The sequence below is a fragment of the Bifidobacterium sp. SO4 genome, assembly GCF_018555355.1.
GTDB lineage: Bacteria > Actinomycetota > Actinomycetes > Actinomycetales > Bifidobacteriaceae > Bifidobacterium > Bifidobacterium miconisargentati.
The window spans coordinates 119,206-139,939 of sequence record NZ_JAFEJP010000001.1 but is presented as its reverse complement, the minus strand read 5'-3'; the positions used below and the strand labels follow the sequence as shown (position 1 = coordinate 139,939).

Below are 20,734 nucleotides of genomic sequence, written 5' to 3'. Positions count from 1 at the left end.
ATGACTATGCATCAGACGATTGAACGAATCAAGGGCGGGCTCGTGGTGAGCTGCCAGGCGTATCCGGGCGAGCCGCTGCGCCACCCGGAGACGATGGCGCAGATGGCCATGGCGGCCGTCGAAGGCGGTGCCGTGGGCATCCGGTGCCAGGGCCTCGCGGACATCGCGGCCATCAAAGGCCAGGTGAGCGTGCCGGTGATCGGCATCTGGAAGGACGGCGAGGAGGGCGTGTACATCACGCCGACCCTGCGTCACGCCCGCTGCTGCGCGGCGGCCGGCGCGGACATCGTCGCCATCGACGCGACCGGACGCCCGCGACCGGACAGCCTGACCTACGCGGACACCGTGCACGCCCTGCACGACGAAGGCGTGCTTGTGATGGCCGACTGTGGTAGCTTCGCCGACGCCGAGCGCGCCGTCGAGGCCGGCACCGACATCATCTCCACCACGTTGTCCGGCTATACGGGCGACCGGCCGAAAACCGATGGGCCGGACTTCGAACTGCTCGGCCAGATGATCGAGGCGTTCCCCGACGTGCCGGTGCTGTGCGAGGGGCGCATCCACACGCCGGCCCAGCTGCATCAGGTGATGGCCGCCGGCGCGTGGGCCGCCGTGGTGGGCACGGCGATCACGCATCCGACGAGCATCACGCGCTGGTTCGTGGCGCAGCTGTGATCTGAAAAACCGAAGGGCGGCGGTTCACAATGGCTGATTCCGGCTGAATTCCAGTCGTTTCGGCCATTGCGGCCGCCGCCTCCGTGTTCCGGCAAAGCCACAACACTCCCGACTTGAAATCAGACATCAGACGTCTTATCATTAAATCAGTTCGACGACGACGTTAAGGGTTCACACTGGACCTCCAACCGAGAGATCGGCATGGCAAGAACCCATCACCAATTACCAATCATCAAGAATCATCACCCATCTCACTTCAAGAAAGGCACCGTCTCGCTTCGAACGATGGTCCTACATTCACTCAACGACGAGGAGAACCAATGATCAGGAAGAATGGAAAGTTCAAGGCTGCCGTGGCGGCGACCGTCGCGGGCCTCATGCTGCTCGCCGGATGCGGCGGCGGTGGCAACACCCAGAGCACGGCGAAGGGCGGCACGGCGGTGGCCGACACCATCACCGCACAGGTCGCGTACGCAACCCGCGACTTCTCGCCGTCCACCACGTCCAGCGCCCTCGCCATGGCCGGCAACTGGCATGTGACCGAGCCGCTGTACGCGCTCAACTACACGGACTACTCCGTGTTCAACGCGCTCGCCGCCGGTGAGCCGGAGCAGGTCTCCGACACCGAGTACGTCGTCACCCTGCGCGACGGAGCCAAGTTCTCCGACGGCAAGGCGGTCACCGCCGACGACGTGGTCTCCTCCTACAAGCGCACCACCGCCGAAGGCAGCCTGTACATCTCCATGCTCGACTTCATCGATTCCGTCGAGGCCAAGTCCGACACCGAAGTGACCTTCAAGCTCACCCGCGCGTTCCCGATGTTCAAGCAGCGCCTCGCCCTCATCCAAATCGTCCCCTCCTCGATGAGCGACGAGGACCTCAAGGCCCAGCCGATCGGCTCCGGCCCGTGGAAGTACACGGAGATCACCGACCAGCAGGTCAAGTTCGACAAGAACGACCAGTACAACGGCGACTACCCCGCCCAGGCCGCGCACATGGTGTGGAACGTGTCCGTGGACGACACCGCCCGCGTCACCGCCATGCAGGCCGGCAAGGTGGACGTGATGGAGATGGTCCCCGCCAACGCCTTCAAGACCCTCGAATCCTCCGGCTCCGAACTGGAGACCGTGCAGGGCTTCAACCTGCCGTTCCTGATGTTCAACACCAAGAAGGCCCCGTTCGACAAGAAGGAAGTCCGCCAGGCCGTCTTCTACGCGATCGACACCCAGAAGCTCATCGACAACCAGATGTCCGGCCAGGCCACCGCGGCCACCAGCTTCCTGCCCGAGAACTTCTCGAACTACCACAAGGCCAGCAACGTCTACACCAAGAACGTGGAGAAGGCCAAGGAACTGCTCAAGGAGGCCGGCGTCACCGGTGACCTCAAGTTCACCCTCTACACCACCGACCACTCCTGGATCACCCAGCTGGCCCCGCAGATCAAGAACGATCTGGCCGAGATCGGCATGACCGTGGACATCCAGTCGATGGCGTCCTCCGCCCTCTACCCGAACATCACCGACAAGGAAGACGCCGACTTCTCCATGGTGCTCGCCCCCGGCGATCCGTCCGTGTTTGGCAACGACCCCGACCTGCTGATGAACTGGTGGTACGGCGACAACGCCTGGACCAAGACCCGTACCTTCTGGAACGGCTCCGAGGGCTACACCGAGCTCCACGAGCTGATGGACAAGGCCTTGGACGCCTCCAGCGACGACGAGCGCCAGGACTACTGGAACCAGTGCTTCGACCTGCTCAGCGAGGAGGTCCCGCTCTACCCGCTGTTCCACCGTCAGACGACCACCGCCTTCAAGAAGGGCGTGTTCAAGAGCGTCGACGCCATCGGTTCGACCGGCATCAACCTGGTGAACGCCGAGCTGAACAAGTAACGTCCCGCCGGTAGCGAAAACCCACCATCATCGAACGGCCCTCCCGTCCCCGCGGGCCACTGAACGTCCGCGAGGCGGGAGGGCCATGCCGTTCATCGAGCTGGTCTTCGGATCTGATGCGATGGGTTCCGACTACCCCTCAGTCACTTCGTGACAGCTCCCCTGACAAGGGGAGCCGAGGAAAGGAATGCGGCGGTTTAAGCCCGATGGAGTACCGGCCCGCATGCCATTCCCGAATCACCCTGAATCACCTGTCTTGAACAATCCGACAAGGGAGTCCCATTGAACAACCTGCTACGCCTCCTCGGCAGACGACTGATCGCCCTGCCGTTCATGGCATTCGGAGTGACCCTGCTGGTCTACTTCCTGATGTCCTTCTCCCAGTACGACCCCGCCGTCGCCGCCCTCGGCGAGAACGCCACCCCGCAGGCGCTCGCCGCCTACCGCCACGAAATGGGCTTCGACCGCCCCTGGTGGGAGCAGTTCTTCTCCTACCTCGGCGGCCTGCTGCGCGGCGACCTCGGCGTCTACGGCGTCAACAAGGACCCGGTGAGCGGCCGCATCGCCACCGCGTTTCCCATCACCCTCCAGCTGACCTTCATCGGCCTGCTCATCGCCATCGTCTTCGCCGTCATCTTCGGCGTGCTGGCTGCCCTCTACCGCGACACCTGGGTCGACCAGGCCATCCGCGTGGTTTCCATCATCGCCATCGCCACCCCGTCCTTCTGGCTCGGCGTGCTCCTCATCTACGCGCTGCAGATCAAGATGGCCTGGCTGCCCGGCGCCGGCGACCTGCCCGCCTTCACCCAGGATCCGACCGGATACCTGGCCCGCATGGCCATGCCCAGCTTCGCGCTCGGTCTGCCCGTGGCCGGCTCCCTCACCCGCATCATCCGCACCTCCATGGTCGAGGAGCTCGACAAGGACTACGTGCGCACCGCCATCGGCGCCGGCGTGCCCAAGGGCGTGGTCGTGGCCCGCAACGTGTTCCGCAACGCCCTGATCACCCCGGTCACCATGCTCGGCATGAAGATCGGCTACCTCATGGGCGGCGCCATCGTCATCGAGGTCATCTTCGCCCTGCCCGGCATGGGCACCGCGATGTTCGACGGCATCAACAACAACCAGCCGACCCTTGTGCAGGGCGTGGCACTGGTCGTGGCGTTGGCCTTCATGGTGGTCAACGTGATCGTCGACCTGCTCTATGTCCTCATCAACCCGCGAATCAGGACGGTGTGACGATGCTCGGAAGCAACAACGCAACCCGCGAATTCAGCAAGCCCAATACCAAGGTCAGGGTCAAGCGCTGGTCGAGCATGACCATCGGTACGCGCATCTCGGTCATTGTCATCGCGGTGCTCGCGCTGGCCGCGATCTTCGCGTCCGTCGTGACCCCGCACAACCCGACCGAGATCACCCTCAGCTACCAGGCCCCCACCGCCGACCACTGGTTCGGCACCGACAACCTCGGCCGCGACGTCTTCTCCCGCGTCATCTACGGCGCGCGGTACTCGCTGGTCATCGGCCTGAGCTCCATCGCGTTCGCCCTGGTCGTCGGCTCCATCATCGGCGCCGTGGCCGCCGTCTCGCGCACCTGGGTGTCCGAGATCATCATGCGACTGATCGACGTGGTCATGTCCGTGCCGACCATCGCGCTCGCCGCGGTGTTCGTCTCCATCCTCGGCCAGTCGATGATCGGCATCATCATCTCCATCGGCGTGCTGTACGTGCCGCAGGTGGCCCGCATCGTGCGAGCCAACATCATCAGCGAGTACGGCAAGGACTACGTGCGTGCGGTGATCGTCTCCGGCGCCCGTGCCCCGTGGATCCTCTTCAAGCACGTCACGCGCAACATCGCGGCCCCCGTCATGGTGTTCACCACGCTCTCCGTGGCCGACGCGATCGTGTTCGAGGCGTCCCTGTCGTTCATCAACGCGGGCATCCCCGAGCCGACCCCGACCTGGGGCAACATCCTGTCCTCCGCCAAGGCCGGCGTGCTCTACGGCTACTGGTGGCAGGCCATGTTCCCGGGCCTGGCGATCATGATCACCGTGCTGTGCCTCAACATCCTGTCCGAGGGCATCACCGACGCCATGGTGGCCGCCCCCACCGCCCCCATCCAGCAGAGCGAGGAGGGCAAGGAGCTCAGCCGCAAGGAGGACCGCCTGCTTGTGGATCCGGTGGCCGCCTACGCCGCCCAGAAGGAGAGCCTCGACCAGCGCCTCGAGCAGCTGCGTGAGGCCGAGCTCAAGCGCAAGGACCGCTTCATCCCGCTGTCCACCGCCAAGCCGGTCATCGAGGTGCGCGACCTGTGCATCAAGTTCCCGCGCCACGGCGACGTGAACGTGGTCGACCACCTGTCCTTCGCCGTGCGCGCCGGACAGACCATGGGCCTGGTGGGCGAGTCCGGCTGCGGCAAGTCCATCACCTCGCTGGCCATCATGGGCCTGCTCGACCCGCGCGCCGAGATCAGCGGCGAGATCCTGTTCGACGGCAAGAACCTGGTGGGCATGAGCCCCAAGGAGCACAACGCCCTGCGCGGCCATGAGATCGCCATGGTCTACCAGGACGCGCTCTCCAGCCTCAACCCGTCCATGCTCATCAAGGCGCAGATGAAGCAGCTGACCAAGCGTGGCGGCACCCGCACCGCCGAGGAGCTGCTCGAACTGGTGGGCCTCGACCCGAAGCGCACGCTGGAGTCCTATCCGCACGAGCTCTCCGGCGGACAGCGCCAGCGCGTGCTCATCGCCATGGCCCTGACCCGCGACCCGAAGCTCATCATCGCCGACGAGCCGACCACCGCACTCGACGTGACCGTGCAGAAGCAGGTCATCGACCTGCTCAACGAGCTGCGCGAGAAGCTCGGCTTCGCGATGATCTTCGTCAGCCATGACTTGGCGCTTGTGGCCAAGGTCGCCCACTCGGTGACCGTCATGTACGCCGGCCAGGTCGTCGAGCAGGCGTCCACCAAGGAGATCCTCACCGATCCCCGCCACGAGTACACCCGCGGCCTGCTCGGCTCCGTCACCTCCATCGAGGCCGGTCAGGGCCGCCTCCACCAGGTGCCCGGCACCGTGCCCTCGCCGGCGGACTTCCCCAAGGGCGACCGCTTCGCGCCGCGCTCCTCGCATCCGGACCGCGGACTCGACATCCACCCGGTCATGAAGCGCGTGCCCGGCACCCAGCACATGGTGGCCTGCCTGCCTGACGACCCGGAGCCCGCACCCGCACCCGCCTTCACCTACGACTGGTTCGCGCCCACGCCGGAAGTGGCCGAGCGTGAGGCCGCGGAAGCCCTGAAGGGAGCACAGCGATGAACAGCAAGACCAACAGCAACGCAACCCCGATCATCGAGCTGAGGGACGCCGAAGTCGTGTTCACCACACGCGCCGGCACGCTGTTCCACCCGAAGAAGGTGACGGCGGTCAACAAGGTGAACCTCAAGCTCATGCCCGGCCGCACGATCGGCATCGTGGGCGAGTCCGGCTGCGGCAAGTCCACCACGGCCAACGTGATGTGCGGCCTGCAGACCGTCACCGGTGGCCATGTGTTCTTCAAGGGCCAGGACGTGACCAAGCGCACCGCCAAGGAGCGCATGGACATCGGCCGCGTGGTCTCCGTGGTCTTCCAGGACCCGGCCACCGCGCTCAACGCCCGCATGAGTGTGCAGGACCAGCTCATGGACCCGCTCGTGGTGCATAAGCTCGGTGACTCGGCGGCCCGCCGCAAGCGCGCCTACGAGCTCATCGACATGGTCGGCCTGCCGAAGTCCGCGCTGAACGCGCTGCCGGGCCAGCTCTCCGGCGGCCAGCGCCAGCGCGTGGCCATCGCCCGTGCGCTCTCGCTCAACCCGGACGCGATCATCGCCGACGAGCCGACCTCCGCACTGGACGTGTCCGTGCGCGCGCAGATCCTCAACCTGCTGTCCGACCTGAAGAAGTCGCTCGGCCTGTCGATGGTGTTCATCAGCCACGACATCCAGACGGTCCGCTACGTCTCCGACGAAATCGTGGTGATGAACCACGGCACCATCGTCGAGCACGGCGAGGCCAAGGATGTGCTGAACAACCCGCAGGACGACTACACGAAGCTGCTGCTGGGCGCGGCGCCATCGCTGCTGCATCCGACTCCGGAAGAGTGCATCTGAGCGTCCGGCGCATCTGACGCAGACGCAGGGCCTGGCCGGCGGGAATCGTCGATGATTCCCGCCGGTGGGCCGTCCCTGCGCGGGTCCGGTCGCCACGCGGCCGCCGGACCGATTGATTCATCCATCGATACCCATCCAAACGTCTTCCAACGAAGCGACAGACACACAAGGAACCACCATCATGAACACCACTTTCCGCGGCGTAATCCCTCCGGTCGTGACCCCGCTGACCGCTGACCGCCAGCTCGACCGCGCCAGCTTCAAGCGCTCCATCGACCGTCTCGTCGATGCGGGCGTCAACGGCCTGTTCTTCCTCGGCTCCTCCGGCGAGGTGGCCTTCAGCACCGACGAACGCCGCCGTGAGATCATCGAAGCCGCCATCGAATTCACCGCCGGCCGCGTGCCGGTGCTTGTCGGCTGCATCGACACCGAAACCGAGCGCGTGATCGCCCACGCCAAGGTCGCCGCCGAACTCGGCGCGGACGCCATCGTGGCCACCGCACCGTTCTACGCGCTCGGCGGCCTGCCCGAGATCGAGAACCACTTCCGCCTGATCCACGAGGCCGTGGACCTGCCGCTGTTCGCCTACGACATCCCCGTGTGCGTGCACGTCAAGCTGCCTGGTGACCTGCTCATCCGTCTCGGCCTTGACGGCGTGCTCACCGGCGTCAAGGACTCCTCCAACGACGACGTCTCCTTCCGCTTCCTGTGCGACGCCAACCGCAAGGCCGGACATCCGCTGGTGCTGCTCACCGGTCAGGAGGTCGTGGTCGACGGCGCCTACATGGCCGGTGCCGACGGCAGCGTGCCGGGCCTGGGCAACGTGGAGTGCACCGGCTATGTGCGCATGTGGCAGGCCTACGAGGCCGGCGACTGGGCCACCGTGCGCACCGAGCAGGACAAGCTCGCCGCGTTGATGAACATCGTCAACGTCACCTCCGGCGTCTCCGGATTCGGTGCCGGCGTGGGCGCGTTCAAGACCGCCATGGCGTTGCTCGGCATCTTCGAGACCAACCAGATGCCCAACCCGGTGCGTGCGCTGACGGGCGCGAACGTGGAGGCCGTGGCCGGCGTGCTGCGCGAATGCGGTCTGGAGCCGGTGCGCACCGCCGAGGAGGTCAGCGCCTCCACCGTGATCGTCGAGGCCTGAGCGGCTGGCCCGAACTGACCTGAACTGACCCGAACCAGAAAGGAATTTCCCCATGGCGGAAGTCATCATTGTCAAGGACGAAGCCGAAGCCGGCGCGATCTACGGCCGGTGTGTGGCCGATCTGATTAAGGCGAAGCCGGACGCGGTGCTGGGACTGGCCACCGGGTCGAGCCCGTTGGCCGCATACCGTGCGCTGCTCGGCATCGTCGAGGCCGAATCCATCGACGTCTCGCAGGTGCGCGGGTTCGCGCTGGACGAGTATCTCGGCCTGCCGCTGACCCACCCCGAGTCCTACCATGCGACGATCCACCGCACGGTGGTCGAGCCGCTGGGACTGGACCCGGCCAAGGTGCACGTGCCCGGCGACATCCTGGAAGGCGCGCCCCTGTCCGACGGCGAACGGATCGCGGGTGCCGGCCCGGCCTATGACGCGGCGATCGAGGCGGCCGGCGGCATCGACGTGCAGATCCTCGGCATCGGCACGGATGGTCACGTGGGCTTCAACGAGCCCGGCTCGTCGCTGGCCTCGGGCACGCGCGTCAAGACGCTGACCGAGCAGACCCGCATCGACAACGCGCGGTTCTTCGACGACGATCTCGCGCAGGTGCCCACGCACTGCATCACGCAGGGCATCGGCACGATCCTCAAGGCACGGCATCTGGTGCTGCTGGCGTTCGGCGCCGGCAAGGCCGAGGCGGTGGCGGAGACCGTGGAGGGCGGCGTTTCGGCGTTCTGCCCGGCGTCCGCACTGCAGCTGCACCCGCACGCCACGATCATCGTGGACGAGGCGGCGGCCTCCAGGCTGAGGCACAAGGACTACTACCGGTACTCGTACGAGCACAAGCCGGCCTGGCAGGGCATCTAGTTATCGGCCGCCCCCCAGTCGGACATGCGGCTGAGGGCTCCTCTGATAAAGGAGCCGGGTGGTCCTTCGGTCTTATTCGTTGGCGCTGTTAAACCAAGATTGACATGAATCCATGTCTGACTACCCCTCAGTCGGCTTCGCCGACAGCTCCCCTGACAAGGGGAGCCAAGAATAGGGGGTATGTCAATCTTGGTGTAACAGAGCCTATTCGTTTCCTTCCCTCCTCCCAAATGAAGGCGGGGTCCGTTCCGGAAATGTTCCCGGAACGGACCCCGCCTTCTTGGATTTGGAGGAAGGGATGGGTTATTCGTCGCCGTCTTCGATGCGCTGCTTGAGGATGGATTCGATGGGCTCGTAATGGTCGATGACGGCCTTGCGATACGCCTCGACGTCGCCCGCCAGCGCGGCGTCGAGCATGCGGCGGTGGGCCGACGCGGTGCGGTCGAGTTCGCTGGAGACCGGCAGCCCGAGCTGGGGAAGCACCGCCATATGGACCAGCCAAAGCGACCGGACCATCTGCTTGACGATGGTGTTGTCCAGCGAATCGAGGATGCCCATGTGGAATTCGATGTCGAGCGCGAGGAAGGTCTTGCCGTCCTTCGCGGTGGCGGTCATGGAATCGGCGAGCTTCATGAGATGCGGCTGCTCGCTGTTCGCCAGCGACGCCACCACCTCGTCGGCACAACCGAGGTCAAGGAACCGCCGCAGCTGGACCACATCCTGCAGGTCGGCGAAGTTCTTGCCCACGGACACCATGGAGCGGAAGGCGAGCGTCTCCACCATCGGGTCCAAGGACAGCGACCCGACGAAGGTTCCTTTGCCATGCTCCACATTGACGATGTTCAGTGCCTCGAGCTTGCGCACCGCCTCGCGCACCGAGGAACGGGAGGCGCCGATGGTGTTGCACAGCTGCGCCTCGGTCGGCAGCACGTCTCCGGGCTGCAGATGCTCGTGCAGGATGTAGGACTTGATGGCGTCCATCGTCTCGTCGCAACGGCTGCGCGGGGGGACGACGGATGATGTGCTTTGCAGCGACAGGCGGGCCAGCAACGCCAGTTCCTGCTGGGTATATTCGTATGGGGCCTCATCGTTGTGCGATTGGGTCGATTCCCCGGTCTGGGTCGGCGTCTCAAGTGCGGCCGGACCGGATGGGTTGCTCATGATACGCTCCTTGTCTTGTTCGTCCTTGCGGGGTCGTGACGTTGCCGCCGCGGTTGATGAAAGCCGTTCTCCCCGGCGGGTCTTGCCAACCACAATAGTGCGAAACGCCGGTACTGGCGCGGTTTTGTGCCCATTGCGATATGGTCCGGCCCGATAGGGGGTGCGGGGTGCTTGTCGGGGGTGTCCGGTGCTGACATGTGCGGGTGCCGTCTCAAGTGCGTGGGATCCGCGCCGGTCTCTGAGTGATGGCTCTACGCTGAGTTATCAGACATCTGACAACTACTATCGTATCATGAATGCATCGCGGCCGCGCGGGGTTGGCCGGGCTTCTTATGGGCCGACGCTGGGGCTGGGGCTAGGGCTAGGGCGGCGCCGAGGCTTGCTGGTGTTCGCGGTGGACGCGGTTGTCCGCGGGCGTTCGTGGGCCCCCGCGGAGCCGCAGGAAACCGCGGCGCACTAGAATGGTGCGCGATTGCACCATTCGGATAGAGGGAAGACCGAGGATGTTCTGCGCGAGGTGTGGTGCCGCCAATAAGGACGGCAATAAGTTCTGTGTGGGGTGCGGGGCGCCGCTGAGACGAGGCGGACGAGCGACGACGCCGGCCGGCCAATCCGGTGTGCGGCTTCCGGCGCCCGGTGCGGTTCCGTTGCCGCAGACCGCGTCCGTTCCCGGCCGGCCGGCGGCGAATTCCGGGGCCGCTCCCGCGCCTGCGGGTACAGGTGTCCCGATGCCTCCCGTGACTGCCGCCACGCCGTCCGGTCCGGTGGTCCACTCCGGTGTCGTGGCGACTACCGTACCCGTCGCACCTGCCGGCACTGCGGCCTTGACGACGGCCGCGGCCCCGGCCAAACCGGATCGGATGGTGCTGCTGTTGGCGGCGTTGCTGGCCGTGCTGGTCGTGGCCGGCATCGCGCTGTTCGCCACGTGGAAGGCGGAACTGTGGGGCGGTCGCTCGCTGCCGGATCCCGCGTCCATCACCGTCGCGGCATCGGACACCGGCGACGGACAGTCGGCGGAGGTCAAGGCCTCGGATGTGACCGCCGCGCTCAAGGCCAAGGGTTTCGGCGCCCGGACCGAGCAGGTGTTCTCCGGCAAAACCGAGGGCTCGTTCGTCGGATACAAGGGCACCCAGCCGGGCGCGCGCATGCCGAAAGGCGCGGTGATCACCGTGCAGGAATCGGCCGGACCGGGCGTGCCGAAAGGCGTCATCGGCAAGCAGGCCGAACAGGTGACGTCCACCTTCAACACGATGGGCGTACCCGTGCATTACAAGAAGGTCATCGTCAACGATACGAAGCGCATGCCGGAAGGGTCCGTGGTGGCCACCTACCCCGCCGCCGGCACCGGACTGCCCGAAGACAAGCGCGACGAGGGCATCTACATCGGCGTGGCGGGCAAGGGCGACGGCATCGGCGCGGACATCGTGGGGCAGGATGCGGCCGACGTGCGTTCCGAGCTGGAGTCGCAGGGCTATGACGTGACCGTCAAGCGGCATTTCGCCTCCGAGAACATGGTCGGCAAGGTGATCGGCGCAGATCCCGCACCCGGTTCGCCGACGACTTCGGGCGAGTCCATCACGCTGTATCAGGGCGTGGACGCCGGCAGCGTGAACGATCTGATGATCGACACGTCCGGCCGGTCCCAGCCCGGCGCGCGCACGCTGTACATGATGAGCGACGCCATCACCGGCACGTACTGCAAGGCGACCATCACCGACATCGACAAGGACTGCATGACGCTGAGCGCCGGCGAGAACGACTATGGTGATACGACCATCTCGCAGACATGGGGCTCCTCGGCTGGCAGCGACTCATCGGACGGCACTGAGGTCAGCCAATGCTTCGCCTCAAACGGCGGGGACGTGGCTCGCTGCTCCATCGATATCACTTCCGATGGGCAGAAATACGAGGGTGGTTCCAAGAACCGCCTCATCACCAAGAACTGGGGCATGTTCGACTTCGGCAGCGGCGGCGAGGGCGCCATGTGCGGCGGGCAGATGATTTCGACGTGGTTCGATGGTTGCCGTAACGGCGTGCCGTCGGCGCGTTCCGACTCGGATGGCTGGGACGGCAGCGCCACCTACGAGATGAAGGCCAACGATCTGTTCGTCTACGTGGCGGCCGGCGCTGACATCAAGGCCGCAGAGGACGGCGGCTACTTCGACGCGGACGCGGTCAAGGCCGCCGGCAAGCAGAAGGCCGTGGACGGCGATCGCACGTTCATCCTCTACCGCGACCCCGCGCTGTACGACCAAACCAGCGTGAAGGTGACCAAGGAAAACGTGGGCGACAACCCGTTCGTGCCATCCACCGACGACACCAACGACGTGAAATTCAAGCCCGCCGCGAGCGACGCCACCGCCTACTACCTGGTCGATCAGACCGGCGACTACGACTGGGACTCCATGACCAACCTCGCTGTCAAAGGCGCCAAGGATTCCGATGGCTCATCCAGCGGTTCGTCCAGCACCGCCCAAGGCAAATCGAATACGGCTGCCGACAAGGTCTTCAAGGAGGCGATGAAGGAAGCCGCCGAAGAATACGGTTTCTCATCCGGTGTCGGCGGCTGGGGCACCAGCCTGACCGTTCACGAGGACGGCACGTTCGAAGGCACATACATCGACACCGACCTGGGCGGCGGTGGCAGCGAATACCCGCGCGGCACCCGCAGCCAGTCGGAATTCTCCGGGAGATTCGTCTCGGCCAAGAAGAACGACGACGGCACCTATACCCTGCAGTGCGACACCAAAGGACTGAAGATCAAAGGCACCGTCGGCGACTCGTACGACGAGAACGGCGCCAAAGTGACCATCACCGAACCGTATGGCATGTCGCCATGCGGGGAGTTCACGCTCTACCCCAAGGGATACGCCGTGTCGCGCCTGAGCGACGCGATGAAAGGCTGGGGCGTCGGATACTTCGGTTCGGACAGACAGGCCAGCGCCTTGCCCGGTCCGGCGCTGGTGAACGAGACCAGTGGCTCCGGCGAAACCTTCTACAGCAACCTGGTGTAAGCGCGCCCTACCGCTGCTTGAGCAGGGAGTGGATGATGGCGATGAAGCCGAGGCTCATGGCGCCGGCGAGGACGGCGAAGACCTGCGGGCGTCGCAGCTCGTTGCGGATGCCGATGGCGTCGGTGATGCAGTGGTCCTCGAACCAGACGCGCACTTCATTGCTGGAGTAGCGGCCCACCAGATCGCCCCACGTGAGCATGCGCGTCACGTAGCCGGCCGGATTGCTTTCGTGGAACTCGAACAGGCGGATGCCGCGGTAGCGCGACTTCGGGCCGTAGCATTCGAAGCCGCAGGTGGGCGCGTATCCCAGATCGATGCCGTGCACATGACCCACGAAGGCGTTCTTGTGGTCGTGCCCGCAAAACAGTGCGAAGTACCCGCCGGCCTCGGTCAGCGTGCTCACCTCGCCCACGTTCTCGTCCGCGCAGCCGATGGCCTCGCCCAGGCGCGAGCCCGGTCGGCAGACCGTGTGGTCGAGCACGTAGCAGTGGCCGGCATGGGTGCGTGCGCCCTCCACCGAATTCGGCGTCCATGCGGGCGCCTCCTTCAGGCAGTCGTAGAACTCCTGCGGGGGGATGTGCTGGAAGGCGATGGCGGGCACGGGCTTGCCATCGCCGTTGCGCTCGCCGAGTTCGGTCTGGACGTTGCGCAGCCAGTCGATGGCCTCGGGCGAGGGAGTGCCGTAGCCGTCAGCATCGGCCAGATCGAGGCCGCGGGAGTTGACCACGTATGCCGGGTACTGGGCGTCGTTTTCCTCGGGTTTGCCGGCGTAATCACCGGAATTGACCATCATGACGGACATGGCCACGCGGCCCGAGCCGTCCGACGACTCGATGGGCAGGGCGAACGTGCCGGGCTCCAGGCTGTCCTGCGGGTTGAGGCAACCGGGGAACTCGCGGTAGATGTCGTCCTGCTCGTCGGCGAGGATGCCGCACTGGAAGTCGTGGTTGCCGTAGGTGGCGGCGAAGGGGACACCGGCCTCCACGATGGGCCCGAGGAATCCGGAGAACGTGCGGCGGACCTTCTCGCGCGTCTGGTCCATGAGCTCGTTCATGGTGGCGGGGGCGTCCGGGGCGAGTGTGGTTGTGGCTGCGGGTTCGGGGAAGGACGGGGACGCCGGGTCGGAGCCCGCCGGTGCATCTGCGGGGGCCGTGCCGGCATTGGCGATTCCGGCGATTGCGCTGATTTTGGCAGGTACGGGACGGCCGGCCTCGGTCAGTCGGTCGGCGATGCGTCCGGCCGCTTTGCCTGCGGCCTCGCGGATGACGGGGTGACGCTTGATGCCGCGCAGTTTGGCCTCGACTTCGGTGACTGCGCGTACGCGGGCACCGGGTTCCTCGCCGCGACGACGCAGGAAAGTGTCGATGTAGGCGGGGTCGTAGCCGCGGATCTGGTCGCCGGTGAAGACCACAAGGTCCGGGTCGGAGGCGCGGATGGCCTCGCGGATGAGGCGGATGGTGTCTGGCCGGACGTCGGGACCGTCCTGCACGTCGGCCATCTGCAGCACGCGGAAGCTGCCGTCTTCGTGGAATCGCAAGCTCGTCATGGCTACACAGTGTAGGAGAGCGGTGCGGTGGACGGGCGGGTGTTCACAGTACCGGCACAGGGATGTTGCCTGGCGTTTTCAGGGACAAACGGAAAGCTCTGTTCAATCGCAATTGACATGCTCCTTATCTTGGCTCCCCTTGTCAGGGGAGCTGTCGGCGAAGCCGACTGAGGGGTAGTCCCTGAGTATGCATATCAATCATGGCTGAACAGAGCCCAACAAAAAGGCTCCCCTCTCTGAGGGGAGCTGGCCGCGGAGCGGGCTGAGGGGAGCTGCGCCAGTAAGGTGACGAGGACTCCCCTCAGTCGGCTTCGCCGACGGTTCGTCCTGCAATTACGGACGAACTTCGTTCGCGTTCTGCTGGCTCGACTGTCGTCTCGCACATCGCCTACAAACAGCTCCGCTGTTTGCTTCACGGCAATGTCCTCAAAGAGGGGAGCCATAGATAGGGAAATTAGTTCTGGGAGTAGGGGTAGAAGGCGGAGCGCTCGGCGTCCTCATCGTAGAGCAGGTTCGACTTGTAGGAGTCGGAGTTCGAGGAATCCATCTGACTGCCGTACGCCAGCGCGTACTTGACCTTATCTCCCGATGCCATGGACGACCACGGTGTGCCGGCGGGATACCAATGCCAGGCGCCGCATGGACTGAGACCGCTCTCATCCGTATACTTGTCCTTCTCCCACTTGAAGGACGAGGAGTCGCACTGCAGGTCGTAGCCGCCGGCGCTGTTCTTCTTGATGGAGGAGAACTTGCCGGAGAACGGATACGTAATACGTGGTGCCTTGTAGGTGGGTTCGCCGGAGTTCATGTCTGCGGTGTTCGCCTCGCCTGCGAAGCTGCCGTCGTCCTTCACGGTCATGTCAATGAATGCCGATCCATTGCCCGTGGAGAAGAACCGGTACTGGTCGGCGACGTTCTTGAACAGGGCGGCGCTGGCCTTGGAATCGGACTTGCTGTCCGAATCGTCGGAGCTGGACTTCGCGGCCTTGCCGGCGCCCTTGACCTCGGCGTCGGGCAGGGAATCCCAGTCAGGGTCGGACGATTCCACTCGGTAATAGGCGTTTGCGTCGCTTGGTGCGGGCTTCATCTTGACCACGTTGGATTTATCGCCGCTGTAGCCGTTGTATGGCAGGAATGGGTTGAAGTTCATGCCGGTGCCGCTGTACGGTGCCGTGGTGGTCTCGTACTTCGAAGGGTCTCGCCAGAGGATGAACGGGCGGTCCGTGTCGACGGCCTTCTCCTTCTTCGCGGCGGCAAGGGCGTCCTTATCGAAGTAGCCCTTGCTCTCCAGTCCTTCGAGATTGGCGCCGGTGGGAACCACCAGGAACAGGTCCTGCAGATGGTATTCGCCGGACTTGGGCCAGGAATCGTCCATATGCACGCCATTGCTGTCGTACATCTTGCCGTTCGACCAGAAGTTGGTGAGGCTGATATGGGGGAGCAGTTCGAATGCGCCATAGTCCTGGGTGACCAGATAGTCGGCGTTCGGGTTGCTGCAGTATGCCTGCTGAATGGCATCGCAGGCAACCAGATAGCCGTCGTACGAGCTGTTGTAGTCGGAGTTGTCGCTGCCGCCTTCGGTGATCTTATGATCCTCGATGGTGATGCACTGGCCGTCGTTGGTGCACCACTGACCATCGGCCGCATCCGTGGTGCCGAGCAACGCATCGCCTCCGGTTTCGGGCAGATTGCTGTCCGTGAAGGCATCCTTCATGCTGGTGGCGTCGATGCCCTCGTACAAGGTCACGTCATCGCCGGAATCAAGCGAGGAACCGGGGGCGGGATCCGCGCCGGCCACCTTGCCCACGTACTGTTTGGAGGAGAAGCGCTTTTCGACGGTCACGCTGTGGCCTTCGGACTCCAGCTGTGATTTGATGTCGTCCACGCTCTTGCCCATCACATCGAGCGGCAGGGCGGTGCCATCGCCCTTGGTGGCCACGCCCACGTAGATGCCCTTGTCCTTTTCGGAGTCCTGCACGCCGGTGCCGGCGGCGGGGTAGGTGGCCACGACGGTGCCTTCGGGGTTCTTCTTGGTGTCCGAGACGTAGACCTTCTTGTAATGTACGGGCACGTTCATGCCTTCGAGCGTGTCAACCACCTGCTCGGCCTTCTTGCCGAGCGTGTTCTTCGGCACGCCGGGGCCGGCCGATTCCTGCACGGTGACGATGGTGCCCGCGGAGACGCGCTGCCCCTGCTTGAAGCCGTCGTAACCCAGGAACGCGCCGCTTTCCTTGCCGGAGAAGACCTTCTCGGTCTTGGCGTTGATGCCCTTGAGCTTCAGCGCCTCGGTGACGTCCTTGGCCTTGATGGTGGCCGACTTGCCGTCCTTTGAGGCCGTGGTCTTGACGATAGACGCGGGATTGGGCAGGGTCTTGCCGCCCCACATCTCCGCCTTCCAGGTGGCGAACAGGGCGATGCCCGCCACCACGATGACGGCCAGCACGGCGGCCAGTGCGATGATGAGCTTGTTCGGCGGCTGCTTGGCGGTGCTGAATGCCGTTGTGGAGGCCGCCGTGGCGGAAGCTTCGGAGACTGTGGCGGAGGCCGTGGGCGATGTCGCCGGAGCCTCGGCGGCTGGTGCGGCCGGGGTTGCGGCCGGGGCTTCGGACGTCGGACCGGCCGGGGCGGGTACGCTGTCCGGCAGCGGCACAGCCGTGGGTGTCGGAGTTGCGGCGGGCGTTGCCGGTGCGGCCGGGGTCGCGGCCGGAACTTCCGGCTTGTCCAGCTTCGCGCCGCAGGAGGTGCAGAACTTGGCGGAATCGTCGTTGGGCTTTCCGCAGTGAGTACAGAACATGACTTTGCTTTCGTGAATCGATGAAAAAAGACAGCATGAACGAACCGTCTCGGCTATGCCGGCGAAGGCGGCCTACAGAAGGCTCTGTTACACCAAATTGATATGGACTACCCCTCAGTCGGCTTCGCCGCCAGCTCCCCTGACAAGGGGAGCCAAGAATAGGGGTATGTCAATTTTGGCTTAACAGAGCCTCGTGGAAACGATTGACGGATGCGGCGGGGCTCAGCCGCGGACGTTGTAGTCGGCGGAGAGGTCGTTCATCGCGTGCAGCAGCTTGTAGTAGTAGATGAACGGACCCACGATGATGAACGCGCCGAGGATGCCCCACAGCCAGAACGTGGCGGCGGAAACGGTGGGCGCCATGCCGCGGGCCTGCTGCTCCTCGCCCACACGCGCGCTTATGCGATGGAACCAAACGAGGGTGCCGATGCCGAGGGTGATCGGGCCCACGATGAAGAAGAGCAGGCAGTAGTGCATGGTCTTCTTGCCGTCGCGGCGGGAGGCCATGAGATTCAGGGATTCGCCGATTTCACTCAGCTGCCAGAGGTCGTAGATGCCGAGGGTGATGATGCCCAGTAGGATGTACTTGAGCAGGCCGCGCTTGGTGCGCAGTTGACGGGCCGGGCGCGAGCTGTATACGGCGGTGGGCTGTTGCGGTGCCGGCATCGACGGGGCGGCGGGAACCATGCCGGTCGGGATTGCGGGAGCACCCGGGGTTCCCGGAGTGCCGGCGGAAGCGGCGGGCGTGAAGGACGGGGCCGGTGCGGGCTGGGCCGGCTGCTGCGGCGCGGCGTACTGCGGGGCCTGCGGCGCCTGATAGGCCGGCTGCGGTGCGTACTGCGGAGTGCGAGGAGCGGCGGAAGGCTGCGGAATCGACGGCTGAGGCACGGACGGCTGCTGCCCGTAGGCCGGAGCGGAAACGGGCGCCTGAACAGGCGCGGCGAACGGTGCCTGAGCGGGCGCCTGGGTCGGCGGCTGGACCGGCTGCGGCATCGGTGCGGACTGCACGCGCGGTGCCTGCGGCATCGGAGGCATCTGCGGAACCTGAGGGGTCGGGGGAACATTCGGATTCGTCATAATGGACTTCTTCTCTCATGGCGGAAGCCTTGCGCCCCCGCGCATGCTTCCAATCCTAGTGCCGCCGGTCCGTCATCCCAAGGAAACACAACCGATTCCGGCAGATTGTGAGACGTGCGGGGTGTTGGAACGGGCCGTCGCTAGGATAGAGAGATGCACATGTTACATGTGCGTAAACGACTAACCATTGAGGAATCATTCCACACAGCAAAGGAGGAACAATGGGTCAGGATCAATCGTCCGTCTTTGATCTCGCAGCGGTCGCCGCGGCATCCAATGGAGGGAACAATGACCCGCTGCTGCCTCCGGCACGATTCATCGGCGATCCGCAGAAACCGAGCCGTATGCCGTACAACAAGTACGCCGCATACGACAAGCAGATCCCCTTTGATTACCCGGAGCGCACGTGGCCGGGTAAGCGACTGCAGCGCGCGCCGCGCTGGTGCTCCGTCGATCTTCGCGACGGCAATCAGGCCCTCGTCAACCCGATGGATTCCGAGCGCAAGCTGCGCTTCTGGAACCTGCTGGTCTCCATGGGCTTCAAGGAGATCGAGGTGGGCTTCCCGTCCGCTTCCGAAACCGATTTCGACTTCATCCGCATGCTCATCGAGCGCGAGCTGATCCCGGACGACGTGACCATCGTGGTGCTCACCCAGTGCCGCGAACACCTCATTCGCCGCACCTACGAGGCCCTCAAGGGCGCCAAGCGCGCGATCGTGCACTTCTACAACTCCGTCTCCGTGCTGCAGCGCGAGGTGGTGTTCCGCAAGAACAAGGAAGAGATCAAGAAGCTCGCCACGGACGCCGCCGAGCTGTGCAAGGATCTCGAGGGCGAGGCCAAGGGCATCGACCTGTACTATGAGTACTCCCCGGAGTCCTTCACGGGCACCGAGCCGGAGTACGCGGTCGAGGTGTGCAACGCCGTGATCGGCGTGATCAAGCCCACCCCCGAGCATCCGATGATCATCAACCTGCCCGCCACCGTGGAGATGACCACGCCGAACGTGTTCGCCGACGAGGTGGAGTACGTCTCCACCCACCTGGACGACCGCGACTCCGTGGTGCTCTCCCTGCACCCGCACAACGACGAGGGCATGGGCGTGGCCGCCACCGAGCTGGCCATGCTGGCCGGCGCCGACCGCGTCGAGGGCTGCCTCCTGGGCAACGGCGAGCGTACCGGCAACGTGGACCTTGTCACCCTGGGCCTCAACATGCTCACGCAGGGCATCGACCCGCAGATCGACTACTCCAACGTGCCCGAGATCCGCAAGACCGTGGAGTACTGCAACCAGATCAAGATCTCCGAGCGTCACCCGTACGCCGGCAACTTCGTGTTCACCGCGTTCTCCGGCTCCCACCAGGACGCCATCAAGAAGGGTCTTGAGGCCCGTCAGGTGGCCGCCGACCGCGCCGGCGCCGATCTGGACAACTTCGTGTGGCTCGTGCCGTACCTGCCGATCGATCCGAAGGACATCGGCCGCACGTACGAGGCCATCATCCGCGTCAACTCGCAGTCCGGCAAGGGCGGCATGGCCTACCTGCTCAAGACCAACCACAACCTCGACCTGCCCAAGCGCCTGCAGGTGGAGTTCGACAAGATCGTCCAGAAGTTCGCCGACGACACCAAGAAGGAAGTCAAGGACGAGGACATCTGGCGTCTGTTCAAGGACGAGTACCTGCCGGTCGAGCAGTCCGGCATGACCGCCGCCGGTGTGGTCGTGGGCGATACGCACGACGCCTCGCTCGCGCCGTGGGGCCGTCTGAAGCTCCTGAAGGTGGCCATCAGCTCCGGCGAGGACGGTTCGGACACCGTGCTCAAGGCCCGCGTGCTCGACCGCGGCGTGAACGTCGGTACGGATACGCCGGTGGAACGTGAGGTCTCCGGCATCGGCAACGGCCCGATCGCCGCCTTCCTCAACGCCATCTCCAACTTCGGCGTGGACGCCTCCATCATGGACTACGTGGAGCACACGATGTCCGTGGGCACCAACGCCATGGCCGCCTCCTACGTGGAATGCCAGGTGGGCGAGGCCGACGACGCGAAGATCGTGTGGGGCGTGGGCATTGATTCGTCCATCACCACCAGCGCCCTCAAGGCGATCATCTCCGCGATCAACCGCTCCCAGCGCACGCGCTGAAGCCGCTGAAGCCAGATAGGCTGATTGGCTGATTTGGACGGCCGCCGATTGGGCGGTCGTCTGAATACGGCTGAATATACATACGAATGGGCCCGTCTTCCCAAAGTGGAAGACGGGCCCATTGCGTTGGGGACGGAATCGGCCGTTGGCCGATGCGCTTCTTGCGGCCGTTGGCCGCGGCTACTCTCCCCCAGCCTCGCTACGCTCAGCAGCCCCCTCGACAGAGGGGGCCAAGACCTACACGATCAAAACCTGCCTCCCTCTGTCGAGGGAGGTGG

Annotated in this window: 13 protein-coding genes; 9 read left to right on the top strand and 4 right to left on the bottom strand. The window is 64.9% G+C overall.

Features of this window, described 5'->3' with window-relative positions:
- The first annotated feature begins 6 nt into the window (after positions 1 to 6).
- The 7 genes from JS536_RS00605 (at position 7) to nagB (ending at position 8,726) form a co-directional block, all read left to right on the top strand.
- On the top strand, positions 7 to 675 hold the full coding sequence (locus JS536_RS00605; protein WP_214355500.1) for an N-acetylmannosamine-6-phosphate 2-epimerase: 669 nt from the start codon (positions 7 to 9) through the stop codon (positions 673 to 675).
- Positions 676 to 995: 320 nt separating this feature from the next.
- Positions 996 to 2,564 (top strand): ABC transporter substrate-binding protein, encoded by a 1,569-nt coding sequence (locus JS536_RS00600; RefSeq protein ID WP_214304257.1) that lies wholly within the window; start codon positions 996 to 998, stop codon positions 2,562 to 2,564.
- 282 nt (positions 2,565 to 2,846) lie between these two features.
- Positions 2,847 to 3,803 carry an ABC transporter permease gene (locus JS536_RS00595; RefSeq protein WP_221339831.1) on the top strand — a complete coding sequence of 319 codons (957 nt, stop codon included), beginning with the start codon at positions 2,847 to 2,849 and terminating at the stop codon, positions 3,801 to 3,803.
- A gap of 2 nt (positions 3,804 to 3,805) precedes the next feature.
- Positions 3,806 to 5,881: a dipeptide/oligopeptide/nickel ABC transporter permease/ATP-binding protein gene (locus JS536_RS00590; RefSeq protein ID WP_109056934.1), complete on the top strand. Its 2,076-nt coding sequence runs from the start codon at positions 3,806 to 3,808 to the stop codon at positions 5,879 to 5,881.
- Positions 5,878 to 6,711, top strand: coding sequence for an ATP-binding cassette domain-containing protein (locus tag JS536_RS00585; RefSeq protein ID WP_109056933.1), 834 nt, complete (start codon positions 5,878 to 5,880; stop codon positions 6,709 to 6,711). The genes JS536_RS00590 and JS536_RS00585 overlap by 4 nt, the downstream gene beginning before the upstream one ends.
- 181 nt (positions 6,712 to 6,892) lie before the next feature.
- Positions 6,893 to 7,861: a dihydrodipicolinate synthase family protein gene (locus JS536_RS00580; RefSeq protein WP_214355388.1), complete on the top strand. Its 969-nt coding sequence runs from the start codon at positions 6,893 to 6,895 to the stop codon at positions 7,859 to 7,861.
- Positions 7,862 to 7,913: 52 nt separating this feature from the next.
- Positions 7,914 to 8,726, top strand: a complete 813-nt coding sequence (gene nagB / locus JS536_RS00575) for a glucosamine-6-phosphate deaminase (protein ID WP_214355387.1) — start codon at positions 7,914 to 7,916, stop codon at positions 8,724 to 8,726.
- Positions 8,727 to 9,029: 303 nt separating this feature from the next.
- On the opposite strand, the gene JS536_RS00570 is transcribed toward nagB, so the two are convergent.
- On the bottom strand, positions 9,030 to 9,887 hold the full coding sequence (locus JS536_RS00570) for a FadR/GntR family transcriptional regulator (protein ID WP_214304260.1): 858 nt from the start codon (positions 9,885 to 9,887) through the stop codon (positions 9,030 to 9,032).
- A gap of 728 nt (positions 9,888 to 10,615) precedes the next feature.
- Between JS536_RS00570 and JS536_RS00565 the strand changes: the two genes are divergently transcribed.
- Positions 10,616 to 12,901 carry a PASTA domain-containing protein gene (locus JS536_RS00565; protein WP_214355386.1) on the top strand — a complete coding sequence of 762 codons (2,286 nt, stop codon included), beginning with the start codon at positions 10,616 to 10,618 and terminating at the stop codon, positions 12,899 to 12,901.
- A 7-nt stretch (positions 12,902 to 12,908) separates the two neighbouring features.
- Here the strand turns inward: JS536_RS00565 and JS536_RS00560 are convergent, their stop codons facing one another.
- The 3 genes from JS536_RS00560 to JS536_RS11935 form a co-directional block, all read right to left on the bottom strand.
- On the bottom strand, positions 12,909 to 14,447 hold the full coding sequence (locus JS536_RS00560; RefSeq protein WP_214355385.1) for a metallophosphoesterase family protein: 1,539 nt from the start codon (positions 14,445 to 14,447) through the stop codon (positions 12,909 to 12,911).
- 454 nt (positions 14,448 to 14,901) lie between these two features.
- Positions 14,902 to 17,241: a PASTA domain-containing protein gene (locus JS536_RS00555; protein WP_214355384.1), complete on the bottom strand. Its 2,340-nt coding sequence runs from the start codon at positions 17,239 to 17,241 to the stop codon at positions 14,902 to 14,904.
- Positions 17,242 to 17,463: 222 nt separating this feature from the next.
- Positions 17,464 to 18,318: a DUF4234 domain-containing protein gene (locus JS536_RS11935; protein ID WP_276310817.1), complete on the bottom strand. Its 855-nt coding sequence runs from the start codon at positions 18,316 to 18,318 to the stop codon at positions 17,464 to 17,466.
- A 221-nt stretch (positions 18,319 to 18,539) separates the two neighbouring features.
- On the opposite strand from JS536_RS11935, the gene leuA reads away from it, so the two are divergent.
- A complete protein-coding gene (gene leuA / locus JS536_RS00545; RefSeq protein WP_214304264.1) occupies positions 18,540 to 20,456 on the top strand; it encodes a 2-isopropylmalate synthase in 1,917 nt (638 codons plus the stop codon).
- Positions 20,457 to 20,734 lie beyond the last annotated feature (278 nt).

What these genes read in the sequence shown, in the direction of transcription:
- JS536_RS11935 (WP_276310817.1), bottom strand. Translation starts at nt 18,318, where the DNA reads ATGACGAATCCGAATGTTCCCCCGACCCCTCAGGTTCCGCAGATGCCT.
- JS536_RS00565 (WP_214355386.1), top strand. Translation starts at nt 10,616, where the DNA reads ATGCCTCCCGTGACTGCCGCCACGCCGTCCGGTCCGGTGGTCCACTCC.
- JS536_RS00555 (WP_214355384.1), bottom strand. Translation starts at nt 17,241, where the DNA reads ATGTTCTGTACTCACTGCGGAAAGCCCAACGACGATTCCGCCAAGTTC.
- JS536_RS00600 (WP_214304257.1), top strand. Translation starts at nt 996, where the DNA reads ATGATCAGGAAGAATGGAAAGTTCAAGGCTGCCGTGGCGGCGACCGTC.
- JS536_RS00590 (WP_109056934.1), top strand. Translation starts at nt 3,806, where the DNA reads ATGCTCGGAAGCAACAACGCAACCCGCGAATTCAGCAAGCCCAATACC.
- JS536_RS00580 (WP_214355388.1), top strand. Translation starts at nt 6,893, where the DNA reads ATGAACACCACTTTCCGCGGCGTAATCCCTCCGGTCGTGACCCCGCTG.
- leuA (WP_214304264.1), top strand. Translation starts at nt 18,540, where the DNA reads ATGGGTCAGGATCAATCGTCCGTCTTTGATCTCGCAGCGGTCGCCGCG.
- JS536_RS00585 (WP_109056933.1), top strand. Translation starts at nt 5,878, where the DNA reads ATGAACAGCAAGACCAACAGCAACGCAACCCCGATCATCGAGCTGAGG.
- JS536_RS00560 (WP_214355385.1), bottom strand. Translation starts at nt 14,447, where the DNA reads ATGACGAGCTTGCGATTCCACGAAGACGGCAGCTTCCGCGTGCTGCAG.
- JS536_RS00570 (WP_214304260.1), bottom strand. Translation starts at nt 9,887, where the DNA reads ATGAGCAACCCATCCGGTCCGGCCGCACTTGAGACGCCGACCCAGACC.
- nagB (WP_214355387.1), top strand. Translation starts at nt 7,914, where the DNA reads ATGGCGGAAGTCATCATTGTCAAGGACGAAGCCGAAGCCGGCGCGATC.
- JS536_RS00605 (WP_214355500.1), top strand. Translation starts at nt 7, where the DNA reads ATGCATCAGACGATTGAACGAATCAAGGGCGGGCTCGTGGTGAGCTGC.